This window comes from Actinomadura nitritigenes, from assembly GCF_017573545.1.
In the GTDB taxonomy this organism is placed as follows: domain Bacteria; phylum Actinomycetota; class Actinomycetes; order Streptosporangiales; family Streptosporangiaceae; genus Spirillospora; species Spirillospora nitritigenes.
Map to the genome: position 1 here is coordinate 60135 of NZ_JAGEOK010000037.1, position 15395 is coordinate 75529.

Here is a 15395-nt window from a genome sequence, read left to right on the forward strand (position 1 = left end):
GAGCGGACCATGCCGTTCGTCACCACCGGCGACGGAGTCGAGATCTTCTACAAGGACTGGGGCTCGGGCTGGCCGGTCATGTTCCACCACGGCTGGCCGCTGAGCTCGGACGACTGGGACGCTCAGTTGCTGTTCTTCGTCCGGCGGGGCTACCGCGTCGTCGCCCACGACCGCCGCGGGCACGGGCGCTCCGCCCAGGTCGGCCACGGGCACGACATGGACCGCTACGCGGCGGACGCCGCCGCCGTGGTGGCGCACCTCGGCCTGCGCGACGTCGTCCACGTCGGCCACTGCGCCGGTGGCGGAGAGGTCGCCCGGTACGTCGCCAGGCACGGCGCCGGCCGCGTTGCCAAAGCCGTCCTCATCGCAGCGGTCCCGCCGCTCATGGTCCAAACGGAATGCAACCCCGCAGGGCTGCCGGTGGAGGTCTTCGACGGCTTTCGCGAGGGCGTGGCCGCCGACCGCTCCCAGTTCTACCTCGACATCGCCTCCGGGCCGTTCTACGGGTTCAACCGTCCGGGCGCGGACGTCTCCCAGGGCATCATCCAGAACTGGTGGCGCCAGGGGATGGCCGGCAGTGCGCAGGCGCACCACGAGGGGATCAGAGCGTTCTCGGAGACGGACTTCACCGACGACCTCCGGGCGATCGACGTGCCCACGCTCCTCTTGCACGGTGACGACGACCAGATCGTCCCGATCGCCAACTCCGCCCATTTGGCGGTCACGTTGGCCGAGCACGCGTACCTGAAGGTCTACCCGGGCCTGTCGCACGGCATGTGCACCGTCAACGCCGACACCGTCAACGCCGACCTCCTTGACTTCATCAAGAGCTGACCCGGCCCAGTACCGACACACAGCCCGTCAGCACGGGACGCGAACACAACACGGAACAGAAAAGGAATCACCATGACCGCAACACCCACCGGCTATGTGACCGTCGTCTGGGACGCAAAGGCGAAGGCGGGCAGGGAGGACGACCTCAAGGCGTTCATCACGGCCGCCGTCACCCCCTCGCGCAACGACCCCGGCAACATCGACTACGAGGCCCACGAAGTCGACGGCCGACCTGGCGAGTTCGTCATCTACGAACGCTGGGAGACACGCGCCCACCTCGACGCACACCTCGACGCGCCCCGGATGCGGGAACTCGTCCCGCAGATGCTCGAACTGTTGGACGGATCCATCGAGGACGGCATCCGCCTGCTGCGCCCGTTCCGCCCCGCCCACTAGAGGAGGACGCCCGCCGACGTCGATGCCGACGGGACGCACCGCAGCAAACCAATCCCGCGGGTGCTCCCGGTAACCGCTTTCCGGGAGCACCCGCTCCGACGACCCGCACAGGAGAGACACGACATGACCACCACATTGATCACCGGCGGCAACAGGGGGCTCGGCCACGAGATCGCGCGCCGACTCGTCCAGGCGGGCCACACGGTCTGGATCGGAGCCCGGGACGCCGAGAACGGACGCAAGGCCGCCGACCGGCTCGGCGCCGGCTTCGTCCAGCTGGACGTGACCGACGACGCGTCGGTCGGCGCGGCGGTCGAGACGCTGCGCGCGCGGGCCGGCCACCTGGACATTCTCGTCAACAACGCCGGGGTCCTCGGCGAAGTGACCGCACCCGAGGACATGACGGCCGACCAGATCCGCCACGTCTACGAAACCAACGTCTTCGGCCTGGTGCGCGTCACGCACGCGTTCCTGCCCCTGCTGCGGAAGGCAGCCGCCCCGTCCGTCGTCAACGTCACCAGCGGTATGGGGTCGTTCACGCTGACCCACGACCCGGAGCGGGTCGAGTCGCACTATCCGCTCGCCGCCTACGGCTCGTCGAAGAGCGCGGTCACCATGCTGACCATGCAGTACGCCAGGGCCATCCCCGACGTCCGCTTCAACGCGGTGGACCCCGGCCAGACCGCGACCGAGTTCACCGGCCACATCGGGCAGAGCGTCGAGGAGGGCGCGGAGGCGGCGGTGCGTATCGCCACCCTGGGGCCCGACACGCCCACCGGCACGGTGACCGACCGCGCCGGCGCACTCCCCTGGTGACGGCGGCAGGCCCCACCCCGCGACAGTCCTGGCAACCACACCCCACCCGGCGCACCGGTCAGGGCCCACGGGCCCTCACCGAGGGAATCAGGACTCACTCTCCAAGCCCCTGAGACCACCTTGTCCGGCGCGGGGAACTCCCCCGGATCGGACCACCAGCCCGGCGTCGATCCCGCGGTCGCAGCGATCGGTACCCACGAGAAGGAAGATCACGATGGACGAACGACTCGAGGAACTCGGCGCCCTACAGGCGGCCTTCGCCGGGCGTGCACAGATACAGCAGTGGGCGCAAGGTGCCGAGCTGCTCGCTCTGCTGCAGGCGGCATCGGACACGAAAACGCTCGACCTTCTGACACGGCCCATCACCGCGGAGGCCCTCGCCACAGTCACATCGCAAACAGTTTCGGAGAGGGCGTTTGGTCCTTATATGAGGGGAATGTGCAGGTTCTCGTGCGGCTAGCTGCGGCCGGACAGAGAGATGAGAGATAGCTGCTTTCGTTGAGGCTTGTGGAGCATCGGACCAGCATGTTTCGTGGTCGTTATTCTATCTCATTCCGAAAACGCGGGTTGCGTCCGATGCTGGCCCGGTGGCGGCGAAGCTCCGACTTGCTGACCTGACCAAGACGTCTATGGCCGGGCTCGACGGCACGGCGTTACGCCGAGGTCATGACCCCCGAACGCGGCTACCCCAGCGACCTGTCGGATGCCCGATGGGAATTGATCGAGCCGGCCCTGATCGCCTGGCGCGACCGGCGTCGCGCCGGCGCCTTGGACATCGGCCGTCCACCCGAACACGACCTGCGCACCATCATGAACGCCATCCTGTACGTCGACCGCACCGGCATCCCCTGGCGCTACCTGCCGCACGACTACCCGCCCTGGCAGACCGTCTACGGCTACTTTCGAGCATGGCGCGACGACGAGGTCTTCACCCGGCTGTCGGGACTGCTGCATCGCCTGGTCCGCATCCGCGAGGGCCGCTGCGCCCAACCCAGCGCCGGCGCGATCGACGCCCAAAGCGTCAAGACCTCAGGCAACGTTCCGGCCACCGACCAGGGCATCGACGCCGCCAAGAAGATCGTCGGCCGCAAACGCAGCATCGTGGTCGACACCCTCGGCCTCTTGCTGGCCGTCCTGGTCACCGCCGCCTCTGTCCAAGACTCGATCGCCGGCACCACTCTGATCAACCAGATCGCCGGCCGGCAGCCCGCCCTCCGCGCCATCTGGGTGGACGGCGGCTACCGCCAACACCTGGTCGAACACGCTGCTGCGGTCGGCATCGACATGCAGATCGTCCAACGCCCGCCAGGCGTCCGGGATTCACCCCGCTACCACGCCGTTGGGTGGTCGAACGCACCCTCGGCTGGCTCATGCTGCACCACCGCCTGGTCCGCGACCACGAGACCCTCCCGGCCAGTTCCACCGCCATGATCCACCTCGCAATGATCGACCTCATGAGCCGCCGCCTCACCGGCGAATCCACTCCCACATGGCGGGGCACCTGACCCGGAATCAAACGGAACTCACAGGATGAAACGCCCAGTAAGCGATCTGCAGGCCGCGTGATGTGCGCGCATGTTCGCTCGTTGTTTGCTCGTATGTCGCAGAACGGCGCGTCAGGGGCCCGCACGGAGCGTCATCAGCGTGGGCCTTTCAGCGGACAGAGCGGCACAGAACCGTACGGGTCGTCAGTGGCTGGCATGGGGATCCTGGGGACGCAGGGGTCTTCTAAACCGACGGTCGCGGGTTCGAATCCTGCCGGGCGCGCCACCCCTGACCAGGGTAAACATGTGCTTACACACCAAGATCCACACCCGATATGTCCCCGTGTTAGCTCGATGTTCGCTCGGATGTCGCACATCTGTCGCCAACACCGACCGGCGGGACGTCCTACATGAGCCGGGTGGACCCCGCCCGCGGCGCCCGCGGGCGGGGAGGAGGGTCCACCTGGTCATGCCGAGTTCAGGGGCGAAGTAACCGGCGGTGTCGCTGTCGGCGCGGGTGACGAGGAGGAGCTGCGCGGCCGCCGTCGGCGGCTTCGCTGCGCAGCGCCGGGCACATCGCGGCCACCAGCGCCGCGCACCGGTCGTGCTGCTGCCTGGGGGTTCGGCGCGGCCGGACGCGTCACCTGCTGCCTGGGGACCAGGCGACTGCCGGGCAGGCCCCTCCCTTAGGTGGGGGCGGAGTGCCGCGTGAGGGTCAGCCCTTGACCTCGATGTGGCGGTCCTTCTCGGTCGTGGTCTTGGGGACCGTTACGGTGAGCACGCCGTCGCCGAGGTTCGCGTCGACCCGCTCAGCGTCGATGTCACCGGGCAGGTACACCCGGTATTCGAACCGGCCGGTGCGCCGCTGCTTGCGATGCCGCAGACCACGGCTCTCCCGCTCTTTGACCTCCCCTGTGATGGTCAGCTCCCGGTCGTGCAGCGATACGTCGATCTCGTCCTTCTTCAGGCCGGGAAGCTCGGCCTCGATCACGTAGGCGTCATCGGTCTCGCTCACGTCCGCCGCAGGCGCCCAGGGCATCTCCGTTTGGGTACTGGCGAAGGCCGCGTTGGCCAGCTGTTCCATCTGCTCGTAGAGGGCGTCGAACGCCCGCGGCCTCGGCGTGAGCATCGTGTCTCCGGGGCGGTGGATGCTGGGCAGCGCCATGGTCTGATCCTTTCGTTGGGACGGTTTTCTGAATAGAACGTTGCCCGGCCGGCGGGGCCGGCACATCCTCAGACTTGACAGGCCGGTCAAGGGCACCGAGTCAGCCGACTTCGCGGATGTCGGGGTCCTCGAGATCGAGCCACCGGTCTACGGCCCGCAGTACCTCAGCGCTGATCTTGCCTTTGGAGTAGAGCCGGCGCAGCTTCTCTCGCTGCGTCCGCACCAGCTCCCTGCGGAGGCCGAGGGAGTCGGTGACCTCCTCCTCGACGTCCTCGCCGAACTCGGCGCGAATCTGGTCCAGGAGATCCTCGTACAACTGGCGGAAGGTCCTGCCGGTGCGACCATCGACCTCGCCGTTCTCGATGAGCTCGTCGAGCCGGGCCAGGGCGGCTTCCGCTACGCCTTTCCGTGCTTCCTGGTACTCGATCCGGACGCGGTCGGACTCAGCCAGGCCCAGCCGCCTCAGCAGGCCGGGCAGCGTGCTCGCGCACCCGATCAGGGTGACGAACACGACGGCGCCGGTCACGAAGAGCCGCTCACCGCGCCGTTCCTGCGGCAGGCGTGCGGACACCGGCAGGGACAGCACGATCGCCAGTGAGATCGCGCCGCGCATGCCGCTCCAGCCGATGGCGAGCCGGTCGCGCCAGGGCAGGTGGTCGAAGGCGATGTGCCGGCCGGGCAGATATCGGGAGAGCGGGAAGATGAACTGCGTCCAGGCAAGACGCAGGGCCACGATGACGGCCGTGACCGCGGCCGCGCCGAGGACCGCCGACGGCCATGCGGCGCTGGTCAACTCGCGCACGATGACGCGTATCTCAAGGCCGAGCAGCACGAACAATGCCGACTCCAGGAGGAAGACCAGCACCTCCCAGAACAGCTGACCGGGCAGCCGGGACGCCGGCTGGAACAGGCCCTCTCCGCGCGTGCCAAGGTAGAAGCCCGCGCAGACGGTGGCGAGTACCCCGGAGAAGCCGAGTTCGTCGGCCGGAACGAACGCGAGGTACGGCGTCAATAGGGACACGATGATCTGGCTGCCGGGGTCGCGGATCCGGCGGCGGAGGCGGGACGCGATAAAGCCCACTGCCAGGCCGTACGCCACGCCACCGGCGACCACCACGGCCAGCCGCGCGATGCCGTGGCCGACGGTGAAGTGCGTCGTCAGCGCCTCGACGGCCAGCACGAAGGCGGTGAGCGCGACGGCGTCGTTGACGAGGTTCTCCCCTTCGATGATGGTCACGATCCGAACCGGCGCGTCCAACCGCTTCATGATCGATATTGCGGCGACGGGGTCGGTGGGGGCGACGGCAGCACCGAGCGCGATGGCCGCCGCCCAGCCCAGGTCAGGCAGGACCCACCGCAGGACCGCGGCGACGGTAAAGGTGGTCACCGTCGTCAGGCCGATCGCGAGCGCCGTGATCGGCACGGCGTCCGCCTTCGCTTCCCGCGGGGCGCTGAAGAACGCGGCGTAGTACACGAGCGGGGGCAGGAAGCCGATCAGCACCACTTCCGGCGGCAACTCGATCTCGGGCATGCCCGGCAGGAACGCGATCGCCGCGCCGAGCACGACGAGCAGGATCGCGTTGGGCATCCCCAGCCGCGCGGACAGGGCCCGGGAGAGCACCACCACGGCCGCGGTGGCCAGGACGACGATGAACACGGATTCCGGGCCCATGATCGTGGCCTTCCCCGGGAAGACCCTGCCAGCCGAACGCGCAGGTAGGGAAAGGTGCAAGAGGGATTGACAAGCCAGCCCTCACGGCCGTTGAGCGCTCAGCGGCCGCTGCTGCTCGGACGGAGGATGCGAGCCGCCAGCCGAACACTCGTGACGAGATACCACAGCACGGCTCGGTTGGAGCCACCCGGCCCCCACCGGGGCTGTTGAACGTTCACGCCTCCGCCACCTTCTCCACTCAGCTGCAGCGTCCGAAAACGCGGGTCACCCCTCGCCGGGTTGGGGACATCCGTGGTGCTGAGCTGGTGGACGGGGCGACGGATTTCAGGGTCGGCTGGGTCTGCGGCGAAACGGGGACGATCCTCGGTTCTGGTCGTCCCTGCGGGCCGCGCTGCAGTTCGGAGGAGGTTTCCCAAGAGACATGCTGCCGTCGCCGGGGTGCACGAGGTGTTCGTCGGGATATTCGAGGACCTGGCGTGCCAGTTCGACGCGCGAACGAGGTCGAGTTCACGGAAGACCTCCCGCAGGTGGAACGCGACTAGAAGCATGCCGAGGCCCTCGTCGGCGGAGGCGCAAGCCCAGCGGCCGGCGTGCTCTGACGACCACCTTCCGGACTGGTCAGGCCGCCGTCGGGTCGCAGGTCAGTGCCCGATTGTGCTCCGAAAGGCCCTTGACTGGGCGACTCAAGCCGAGCAAGGGGCGGACCGCGGGTGGCCGTCTCGAGATCGCCGGAGCGCGGCACCGCAAGCGACGGCGCGGACCGGGCGGAGGCGCCCAGCAGGTGCGCCCCGGGCCGCATCGGCCGCCTTCACCGCCATTGCCCGCTGATCGCTTCGCCGGTACGCCCCTCCAAGGCCGATGCGTGATCACACGATCGCCGGTCCGGCCGCCCAGTCCTTCACTGCAAGGACGATGAGCGCCCCGGTCAACAGACCATGACCGGGCACGCCACCCGCCTTGATGATCGCTCTTGCACGGTCAGTCCGCTCTCGCTCTCCTGCAGCCCGACCTCGGCCTGATTACACAAAGGCGGATCGTCCGCCGCAAACCGGTCAACGCAGCAGTCCGCGTCACAAGAGCAGGTCGAAGATCTGCTGGACCCGTTCCCACTGGGTGGTCTGCGGGTTGCGCCGGTCCGGGAACACAATCCGGAAGGCCTGTGACAGCGCGTAAGAGAGGCCGCCCGCGATCTCGGGAAGCTTCTCATCAGTGACATCGCGGAGTGCGAGGTCCAGCGGCGGCCGCCTCGCCAGCAGCTCCAGGATCGGCTCGATCTCGATCCCCTCGTCCAACCGGCGGAACCGGTGGATGCTCTCTTGCAGACCCTTTGTGATCGGCAGGTCGAACGGCTCGATGATGTCGCGCCCGTTCGCCTTCGCCGTGGCCTGTCCGATGAGAAGAAGGTCGTACAGCTTGGCGTCAAGGAACTCCTGGTAGCGCCGCAGATCGTTCTTATCGACGTCCAGCCCGGCGGCCGCCTTGAAGAAGCGCTCGAACCTGCTGATTCCCATCACGGCCATGAGACCACCTCCCCTGTCATCTCCTGCCGAAGTGGAAGAACCTTCTTGCAGCCTCCCAGTCCCGGAGGGACCGTCGCATCGTCAGATCGTGTAGGCCCGGCTCGCGCGACGAAGCCGCCCGCCCTGCGCCCGGTCGGATGCAAGGCCTGAGTGCCGCCGGCCCGGTCGCCTTCCGTTCATGCCCCACCGGCGTCGGCAAGACCGAACCGGCCCGCACCCTCGCCGCGGCCTTGTTCGACGCTGAGGAGTACATGGTCCGCGACCGATGACGGCCGCCTGACTGACACACAAGGCCACACCGTCGACTTCCGCAAGACCGCCATCATCATGATGTCCTACATCAGGTCGGAGCATCTGCTGCAGGGCGTCACTCGGAGGGGGACATCGAGCCGGACGCCCGCGACCGGGTGATGGGCGAGTTGCGCCCCCTTTCCGTCCCGAGTCCCTCAACCGGGTCGACGACATCGTCCGGCTCAAGCCGCTCATGCTGCCGCAGATCGAGCAGGCGCCAGACCTGATGTTCAACGACCTTCACACCCCGCTGGCCGGCCGGCAGATGCGCCTGTCGATCGACAAGGACGCCCTGGCGGCCGATCGCCGAGCAGGGCTTCAACCCGGTGTACGGCGCCCGCCCGCTCCGCCGCTTCATCGCGCGAGATGTCGAGCCCCGCCTCGGCCACATGCTGCTCGCGGGGACGTCCAGGACGACTCGACCATCACATCACCGTCGCGAACAAGGAGCTGAACGTCCGCTACGAGAACCCGAAGTGACCGGCCGGATGCGCCGGTCTACCGGCTACGGACTTCGCCCGGTTCCTTGTCCGTGCGTACGCCGCGCCAGCTCGGGTGCCGCAGTCGGCCATCGCCGGTCCACTCGGTGAAGTCGACCTCACCGACCAGTTCCGGCCGCACCCACCGGGCGTCCCGCGCGTGCTGAGCGGGCACGTCGGGAACCGGCGGGTCGTCCTGCCGCAACGGTGCGAGACGTTCGGCGAGGTCGTCGAGGATTCCCTCGGTGAAGCCGGTGCCGACATGGCCCGCATATCTCAGCCGCCCCCGCTCGTCGTTGACGGCCAGCAGGAGCGCGCCGATCCGGTCGGCGCGGCGTCCCTCTCCGGGCTTCCAGCCGACGACGACCACTTCCTGGGTCCGGAAGTTCTTCGTCTTGGTCCAGTCCCGATGCCGTTTCCCCGGCCGGTAGGGAGAGTCGAGGCGCTTGGAGACCACGCCCTCCATGCCGAGACGGGACGACTCGGCGAAGACGTTCGCGACGTCGTCGTGGGAAGTGGTCGTCTTCCAGCGCGGTCCGTCCAGCCCGAGCAGGTCAAGAACCCGGCGCCTCTCGGCGTAGGGCAGGGCGATCTGCGACTCGTCACCGGAGTGCAGCACATCGAAGATCATATAAGTGACGGGGTTGGAGTGGGCCAAGGCCTTGATGCGGTGTGGCCGACGCAGGTGCATCCGTGGGCCGAGCGCCTTGAACGACGGCCTGCCGTCCGATCCGAACGCCACGATCTCCCCGTCCAGCACCACCGGCACGTCGACCGCGTCTGCGAGTGAGGCGAGTTCGGGCCAGGCGACGGTGATGTCCTTGTCGTTGCGCGACATCAGCCGCAACCGTCCGTCTCGGATGTAGGCGACGGCACGGACTCCGTCCCACTTCAGTTCGGCCGCCCAGCCTTCAACAGTCGGCAATTCCCCCAGCACAGCCAACATCGGCGGATACATCGGCAGGCTCCCCATGACTACGACCTACCGCCCGGCGGGCTCCGGAATACCAGCCGACCGCAACCATCGGGGAAACTCCGCTTCCGTATTTTTTGGAGGTGGGAACGAAGCCCGGTTCCCGAGCGAGACAGAGTCGCTCGCCCGTCCCGACCGGCACCTCCGACATGCCCCCAAAATGGGCGCATCGGCTGTACAGGAACTATCTGGTCTGGGGATACGAGGCGTCCGTCGGATACGGATCGTGGACGTGGTGTGGACCACTTCTGCAGCCGAGGAGACCGTGCCATGACCTCAGCCTTCGGCAACTCGCTGGTCGGCTTGCACGAACCACCTGCAGCAGCGGGCGACGCCGGGGAGCCGCCCTTGCTGGGCTCGAAGCTGACGGTACCGGCACAGCCGGGCAACATGCAGGCGCGACCACGCCTCCAGCGGCTGCTGGACAGTAACGACCACCACCCGATCATCGTGCTGAACGCTCCTGCCGGATGGGGCAAGTCGGTGCTGCTGGCCGGTTGGGCGCGTTCGAGGGAGCGGCACCTCGGGTGGCTCAGCCTCGAGGAGGGCGATGGCCCCCGCTTCTGGTCTTATCTCCGAGCCACGGTACGTGCATCGACGGTCTTGCCGAACAGGGCACTGCCCCCCGCGCCGGGAAAATATGGAGATAATTTCGTAAAAGGGTTGGCAGCCGTGCTCAACGCACCCGGAGAGCCACTGACCGTTGTGTTAGACGGTCTGCAGCGGGTCCGCGATCCGCATGTCCTCGGAGGCATCGACTTCCTCTCGCGGCACGCCGGAGAGCGGCTGTGTCTGGTGATCGCAACCCGCAGTGGGGCGGGGCTGCCGTTGGCGCGCTGGCGTCTGGAAGGCAGGGTCTGCGAAGTGGGGGCCGCTCAACTGTCCTTCGACTTCACCGAGGCCGCTGGTCTGCTCACCGAACTCGGATTAGACGTGCCCCAAAGCTGTGTCGAAGTCCTGCTCGAGCGCACCGAAGGATGGCCCGCCGGGTTGCGGCTGGCGTGCCTGGCCATGCGCCAGCAACTCGACCCGCTTCGTTTCGCCGATCGGCTGACCGGCGATCGGGAGGATATCGCCGGGTATCTGGCGTCGGAGGTGCTCGCCGGGCTCAGTGGCCAGGCGCGGGACTTGCTGATGTGCGGCTCGGTGGTGGAAGCACTCACCAGCAGTGCAGCGGAGGCTCTCACCGGCCGTCCGGACGCGGGACGGGCTCTTGCCGAGTTGCAGGACGAGGGCGTACTTCTGGGCACCGCAGGAGAGCCGCCGCCCGGGTCCCGCTGCCATCGTCTGCTCCGCGAGTTCTTGCAGGCCGAGATAACCCGCCGGTCAGCCTCGCGGGCTCCGGATCTGCACCGGCGCGCAGCCGCCTGGTACGCGGCAGGCGGCGAGCCCGGACGGTCGCTAAGGCATGCCCTCTGCGCCAAGGACTGGCACCTTGCCTCCCGGACGGCGGCCGCACATTGGCGTGACCTGGTGCTGTGCCGACAGGATCGGGCCTGGCCGCTGCCAGCCCCGCCCGAAGACGCGCTTCGAGAGGAACCGGAGGCGGCTCTGGCGTGCGCACTGTACGAGCAGATGCGTGACGACACCGACAGCGCCGGGCGGTATCTGCGGTTGGTCAATCTACATCTGGCTGAGGCCGGCACCGACGACAGTGATCGCCTACGGGTTATGACGGCGGCCGTACTGCTGGGGCGGGCGTTGTCAGAAGGGGATTCCGAGGAGCTGCTTTCACAGGCCAGGAAGCTGGGTGCGCACCGGGACGGAGAGGAGGGCACCCGGGCTCTGGTGTTCCTGGGACTCGGCACCGCTCGGTTGGGGACCGGCGATCTGAGCCGAGCACAACAGGCTCTCCAGAGTGGGCTGGCCGCGGCCGAACGAGGCGGTTCCGTGCGGGCTCGCACGGCATGTTCCGGGCGGCTGGCCGCGGCCCGTGCGCTGGCCGGCGATCTCGGTCATGCCCAGCGGACCGCACGCGCTTCGATCGGCTTGGCTTCCGACGCGGAGGACTGCGGATATGGCTACCTCGCGTTGGCGGTCGTCCACTACGAGTGGAGCCGAATCGATGACGCCGATCGGTATCTGGATCTGGCCGTCGCAGGCGCCGACCAACTCCTGGCCGCCCTGATCGCCCTTGTCCGCGCGAAAATCCTGCAGTTCCGCGGCGCTCACCCCCAAGCGCTGGGGGTGCTGCGCGGTGCCCGCCACGATCCCGGGGGCAGGGTGGTCCCCGCCTACATCGCCGATCACCTCACTGCCGCGGAAGTATTTTCGAGTGCGGCGACCGGTGATCTGACCACGGCCTCTCGGCTACTGCCACACACTACAGAGGCGTTGGACACGCAGGGGACTTCTGCCACGCTCGCCCTGGCGTCGGCGCGTCTGCGGTTGGCCTGCGGCGACGCACACGCGGCCGCGCGAATCGCCGCGCACGTCACGACGGCGGAAAAGAGTCTGAGGATAGAGGCCAGGCTCGTGGAGGCGCTGGCAGCCGACCATCTCGGCGACACTGCTCTGGCCACGGCGTGCCTTGAGGAATCCCTGCGGCTCGCCGACGCGGAGGGCTTCCGCAGGGTGTTCTTCGGCGAAGCACATGCCACGCGGCGGCTGCTGGCGGCGCAACTGAAGTCTGGAACGTCCTATGAGGGCTTCGTCATAGATCTTCTGCAGGCCGGGGCGGAGCGCCTGGACGTGCCTGACACAGAGAGACCCGGCATGCTCACCGAACGGGAAGGAACGGTCCTGCGATATCTGCAGAGCGACCTGACGATCGCAGAGATCGCCGCGGAGTTGCATGTGTCGGTGAACACGGTGAAGAGCCACCTGCAGCACATCTATAGCAAGCTCGGCGTCTCACAGCGCCGAGATGCGGTACGCAAGGCCCGCGAGCTGTGGGCCCTGTAAACAATCCGTGGCCCCTCTGCACCGTCCGTGTCACCAGCCCCTGCCAGGCAAGGCCTCTCAGCCGGCCTTCCGGCGAGCCTGCCGGAAGGCTCTGAGCAAGCGGAGCGGAAACAGGCCGACCAGTGGAGCGCGGCGGCCAAGATCCTCACGGTCTTCACGATCGAAGGCGCGGGCGTAGCGAGCCGCGTCCGCGGGCGCCGAGAACTGCTTGACACCGCCGGCGCCGCATCCGCGCTGGCATCTCCACAGCATCGCCCGGCCATCGCTGGTGAAGCGGAAGCGATGGCCGAGCAGGCGGCAGGCGATCATCGCCGCTCCCGGTCGGAGCCGGAGCCGGAGCGGTAGACACCGCGGTGCAGGCGGCGCGTCCGGCCTTCGCGGGTGGCTTGGGCCAGTGCGTGGCTGAAGCGCCCGGGGCCCCAAGTCCGCGCGCCGACGCGTTCGGCCAGCTCATCCTTGGAGCACGTCCCTCGCTTCTCGACCGTCTGGGCGATGTCGTCGATCTCGCGGTCGAGTTCCTGGTTCGAAACCGCGTTCCACCGGCTGGCCGTCCCAGCGTTTCCGATCATGCCCGGGGAGTAGGAGGAGGACCGTGCGGGGCCGGGGCGCAGACGCCGCAGGCCCGCGGTCTCGCGGTCATGGTTGCGGCTGCTCCGCTCTCGGACCCGCAGGTCTCGCTCGTCGGCTCGTCTCCTGTCCTCCGGGGACAGGTCTCGCTCCCGTTCGGCGCGCCGCAGAGCCTGCTGCTCGGCCGGCTCCCGGTCGGCCTCCTCCGCGGTCAGCGGGCGTGCGATGTTCTCCAGCGACTGCTGCTCCGCACGCACCCCGAAGATCAACTCGGCCACGCCGCCCATCACCATGGCCACAGCTCCGATGAGGAATCCGAGTGCGAGCAGGCCGGTTCGGCCGCTGTGGATGAACTGTCCGAACAGCGCCGGTCCGGTGATGCCGCCGACCGCGGTGCCGACGGCGTAGAACAGCGCGATGGCCAGGGCCCTGGTCTCCATGGGAAAGATCTCACTGACCGTCAGGTATGCCGAACTCGCTCCGGCCGAGGCGACGAAGAAGCTCAGGCACACCAGCACGATGAACGTTGTCGCGGTGAGCGCGTGGATGAGCAGAAGCGCGGCGGTCAGGCCGATGAGGACCGCGGACCCGAGATACGTGGCGGTGATCATCGGTTTGCGGCCGACGGTGTCGAACAAACGCCCCAGCGTCAGTGGCCCGAGCAGGTTGCCGAGCGCGAAGGCCGCCATGAAGTAGGGGACGGTGCCGGACCCCACGTTGAAGAAGCCGCTCAGAATCGTGCCGAGATCGAAGGTGACGGCGTTGTACATGAACGCTTGCCCCACGAACAGCGCCAGGCCGAGCACGGTGCGGTTCGGGTAGCGAGCTAGCGTCACCCGGGCGATCTCTCGGAAGCTGATCGCCCGGCGCTGCCGTACCGTGATGCTCTCCCCCGGCGGCCGCAGGGGCCGGCGGGTTTCCGCTGCGACCTCCGCCTCGATGCCGTCCACGATCCGCTCGGCCTCCTTTTCGCGGCCGTGGATGAACAGCCAGCGGGGGCTCTCGGGGACGTTGCGGCGCACGACCATGATCGCCAGGCCGAGGATCCCGCCGATCCCGAAGGCGAGCCGCCAACCGAGGTCGGGGGCGAGCAGGGCGGTGTTGAGCAGCACTACGGTGCCCAGACTCCCGATCGCCGCGCCCAGCCAGTAGCTGCCGTTGATGGCGAGGTCGACCTGGCCGCGGTTGCGGGCTGGGATCAGTTCGTCGATGGCGGAGTTGATCGCAGCGTACTCCCCGCCGATGCCCGCTCCGGTGAGGAACCGGAACAGGAACAGATACCACGCGTCGGTGGCGAAGGCGGTCGCGACGGTCGCGACGAGATACAGCCCGAGTGTGGCTATGAACAGCTTCTTGCGGCCCAGCCGGTCGGTGAGCTGTCCGAATAGCAGGGCGCCCAGGCACGCGCCGGTGACGTAAAGGGCGGCCGCGGTGCCGATGTCGGCGCTGGTGACATCGATGCCGCTGTCCGATTGGGTCATCCGGGCGGCGATGGCGCCCACGACGGTGACCTCCAGCCCGTCCAGGATCCAGACGGTGCCGAGGCCGATGACGATTCGCCAGTGAAAGCGGGACCAGGGCAGCCGGTCCAGCCGTGCGGGGATCCGCGTACGGATCGTGCCTGGCTCGGCGGCGTCGCTCATGATCTCAACCTCCCTCGGTGTGCGAGACCACTACGCACAGCATCTTTTGCCGTTGTCGGATGAGATGACATCACCCACAGCAGGTGAATGGACATATCGACACAAATCATCCCTAGGGGGTGATGGGAGGTCACCCTTCACCGACGACCATCGAAAGCATCGGGTTGCCCGGCTGATCTGGGCAACGATCCGCGTCCACCCCGAGAGGCGGCAGTGATGAACGAATGGCGATTCAGCACCTTCGACAAGACGCTGGACAAGACCAACCGGGTGCTGAAGGAGATCGAGTCGGCATACGGGTGGCCCAAAGAGCGACGGAATCAGTCCTATGAGGTCCTGCGAGTGGTGTTGCACACGCTGCGGGACCGGCTCACGATAGATGAGGCGGCGCAACTGGGCGCTCAACTCCCACTGCTGATCCGCGGCGTGTACTACGAAGGCTGGGACCCCAGCCGCGTGCCGCAGAAGATGGACCGCGAGGAGTTCTTGCAGCGGGTCCGGGAGAATGTCCGGTACCGGATCGAGGGCGGCACCGAGCACCTGGTCCGGGTGGTCCTGCAGGCGCTCAGGCACTATGTCAGCGAAGGCGAGTGGGCGGATGTGCGGTCTAGCGTGCCTGCCGATGTCCGGGCAGTGATTCCCGCCTAGGCC

14 protein-coding genes and 1 pseudogene are annotated in these 15395 nt (G+C 67.9%); 8 read left to right on the plus strand and 7 right to left on the minus strand.

Features of this window, described 5'->3' with window-relative positions; genetic code table 11:
- Positions 1 to 9 precede the first annotated feature (9 nt).
- The 5 genes and pseudogenes from J4557_RS40580 to J4557_RS40600 all read left to right on the plus strand — a co-directional run bounded on the left by J4557_RS40580 (position 10) and on the right by J4557_RS40600 (position 3551).
- On the plus strand, positions 10 to 834 hold the full coding sequence (locus J4557_RS40580; RefSeq protein ID WP_208272147.1) for an alpha/beta fold hydrolase: 825 nt from the start codon (positions 10 to 12) through the stop codon (positions 832 to 834).
- A 72-nt stretch (positions 835 to 906) separates the two neighbouring features.
- Positions 907 to 1230: a putative quinol monooxygenase gene (locus J4557_RS40585; RefSeq protein ID WP_208272148.1), complete on the plus strand. Its 324-nt coding sequence runs from the start codon at positions 907 to 909 to the stop codon at positions 1228 to 1230.
- A gap of 123 nt (positions 1231 to 1353) precedes the next feature.
- Positions 1354 to 2046 (plus strand): SDR family NAD(P)-dependent oxidoreductase, encoded by a 693-nt coding sequence (locus J4557_RS40590; RefSeq protein WP_208272149.1) that lies wholly within the window; start codon positions 1354 to 1356, stop codon positions 2044 to 2046.
- A gap of 214 nt (positions 2047 to 2260) precedes the next feature.
- Positions 2261 to 2506 carry a hypothetical protein gene (locus tag J4557_RS40595; protein ID WP_208272150.1) on the plus strand — a complete coding sequence of 82 codons (246 nt, stop codon included), beginning with the start codon at positions 2261 to 2263 and terminating at the stop codon, positions 2504 to 2506.
- A 206-nt stretch (positions 2507 to 2712) separates the two neighbouring features.
- Positions 2713 to 3551: pseudogene (locus J4557_RS40600) on the plus strand (IS5 family transposase).
- Positions 3552 to 4245: 694 nt separating this feature from the next.
- On the opposite strand, the gene J4557_RS40605 reads toward J4557_RS40600, so the two are convergent.
- The 4 genes from J4557_RS40605 to J4557_RS50270 all read right to left on the minus strand — a co-directional run bounded on the left by J4557_RS40605 (position 4246) and on the right by J4557_RS50270 (position 8536).
- Positions 4246 to 4695, minus strand: a complete 450-nt coding sequence (locus tag J4557_RS40605; protein WP_208272151.1) for an Hsp20/alpha crystallin family protein — start codon at positions 4693 to 4695, stop codon at positions 4246 to 4248.
- A gap of 100 nt (positions 4696 to 4795) precedes the next feature.
- On the minus strand, positions 4796 to 6352 hold the full coding sequence (locus J4557_RS40610; RefSeq protein ID WP_307800495.1) for a Na+/H+ antiporter: 1557 nt from the start codon (positions 6350 to 6352) through the stop codon (positions 4796 to 4798).
- 1085 nt (positions 6353 to 7437) lie between these two features.
- Entirely contained in the window at positions 7438 to 7887 is a 450-nt protein-coding gene (locus J4557_RS40615; protein WP_208272153.1) for a DUF1931 family protein, read from the minus strand.
- A gap of 367 nt (positions 7888 to 8254) precedes the next feature.
- Positions 8255 to 8536, minus strand: a complete 282-nt coding sequence (locus J4557_RS50270; protein ID WP_243777161.1) for a hypothetical protein — start codon at positions 8534 to 8536, stop codon at positions 8255 to 8257.
- Here J4557_RS50270 and J4557_RS51955 point away from each other — a divergent pair.
- Complete coding sequence (locus J4557_RS51955) at positions 8505 to 8768, plus strand: ClpB D2-like domain containing protein (RefSeq protein ID WP_307800496.1); 264 nt, start codon at positions 8505 to 8507, stop codon at positions 8766 to 8768. The two genes, J4557_RS50270 and J4557_RS51955, sit on opposite strands and share 32 nt — an antisense overlap.
- On the opposite strand, the gene ligD is transcribed toward J4557_RS51955, so the two are convergent.
- Positions 8677 to 9630: a non-homologous end-joining DNA ligase gene (gene ligD, locus J4557_RS40625; RefSeq protein WP_208272154.1), complete on the minus strand. Its 954-nt coding sequence runs from the start codon at positions 9628 to 9630 to the stop codon at positions 8677 to 8679. The genes J4557_RS51955 and ligD overlap by 92 nt on opposite strands.
- Positions 9631 to 9900: 270 nt before the next feature.
- Here ligD and J4557_RS40630 point away from each other — a divergent pair, with 270 nt between their 5' ends.
- The gene (locus J4557_RS40630) at positions 9901 to 12534 is read left to right on the plus strand and encodes a winged helix-turn-helix domain-containing protein (RefSeq protein ID WP_208272155.1); all 2634 of its coding nucleotides are present in this window, start codon (positions 9901 to 9903) and stop codon (positions 12532 to 12534) included.
- 57 nt (positions 12535 to 12591) lie between these two features.
- On the opposite strand, the gene J4557_RS40635 is transcribed toward J4557_RS40630, so the two are convergent.
- Entirely contained in the window at positions 12592 to 12843 is a 252-nt protein-coding gene (locus tag J4557_RS40635) for a hypothetical protein (protein ID WP_208272156.1), read from the minus strand.
- A complete protein-coding gene (locus J4557_RS40640) occupies positions 12840 to 14744 on the minus strand; it encodes an MFS transporter (protein ID WP_208272157.1) in 1905 nt (634 codons plus the stop codon). Before J4557_RS40640 ends, J4557_RS40635 begins: the two co-directional genes overlap by 4 nt.
- 216 nt (positions 14745 to 14960) lie before the next feature.
- Here J4557_RS40640 and J4557_RS40645 point away from each other — a divergent pair, with 216 nt between their 5' ends.
- Positions 14961 to 15392 carry a DUF2267 domain-containing protein gene (locus tag J4557_RS40645; protein ID WP_208272158.1) on the plus strand — a complete coding sequence of 144 codons (432 nt, stop codon included), beginning with the start codon at positions 14961 to 14963 and terminating at the stop codon, positions 15390 to 15392.
- The last annotated feature ends 3 nt before the right edge of the window (positions 15393 to 15395 follow it).

What these genes read in the sequence shown, in the direction of transcription:
- J4557_RS40580 (WP_208272147.1), top strand. Translation starts at nt 10, where the DNA reads ATGCCGTTCGTCACCACCGGCGACGGAGTCGAGATCTTCTACAAGGAC.
- J4557_RS40585 (WP_208272148.1), top strand. Translation starts at nt 907, where the DNA reads ATGACCGCAACACCCACCGGCTATGTGACCGTCGTCTGGGACGCAAAG.
- J4557_RS40590 (WP_208272149.1), top strand. Translation starts at nt 1,354, where the DNA reads ATGACCACCACATTGATCACCGGCGGCAACAGGGGGCTCGGCCACGAG.
- J4557_RS40595 (WP_208272150.1), top strand. Translation starts at nt 2,261, where the DNA reads ATGGACGAACGACTCGAGGAACTCGGCGCCCTACAGGCGGCCTTCGCC.
- J4557_RS40605 (WP_208272151.1), bottom strand. Translation starts at nt 4,695, where the DNA reads ATGGCGCTGCCCAGCATCCACCGCCCCGGAGACACGATGCTCACGCCG.
- J4557_RS40615 (WP_208272153.1), bottom strand. Translation starts at nt 7,887, where the DNA reads ATGGCCGTGATGGGAATCAGCAGGTTCGAGCGCTTCTTCAAGGCGGCC.
- J4557_RS50270 (WP_243777161.1), bottom strand. Translation starts at nt 8,536, where the DNA reads ATGAAGCGGCGGAGCGGGCGGGCGCCGTACACCGGGTTGAAGCCCTGC.
- ligD (WP_208272154.1), bottom strand. Translation starts at nt 9,630, where the DNA reads ATGGGGAGCCTGCCGATGTATCCGCCGATGTTGGCTGTGCTGGGGGAA.
- J4557_RS40630 (WP_208272155.1), top strand. Translation starts at nt 9,901, where the DNA reads ATGACCTCAGCCTTCGGCAACTCGCTGGTCGGCTTGCACGAACCACCT.
- J4557_RS40635 (WP_208272156.1), bottom strand. Translation starts at nt 12,843, where the DNA reads ATGATCGCCTGCCGCCTGCTCGGCCATCGCTTCCGCTTCACCAGCGAT.
- J4557_RS40640 (WP_208272157.1), bottom strand. Translation starts at nt 14,744, where the DNA reads ATGAGCGACGCCGCCGAGCCAGGCACGATCCGTACGCGGATCCCCGCA.
- J4557_RS40645 (WP_208272158.1), top strand. Translation starts at nt 14,961, where the DNA reads ATGAACGAATGGCGATTCAGCACCTTCGACAAGACGCTGGACAAGACC.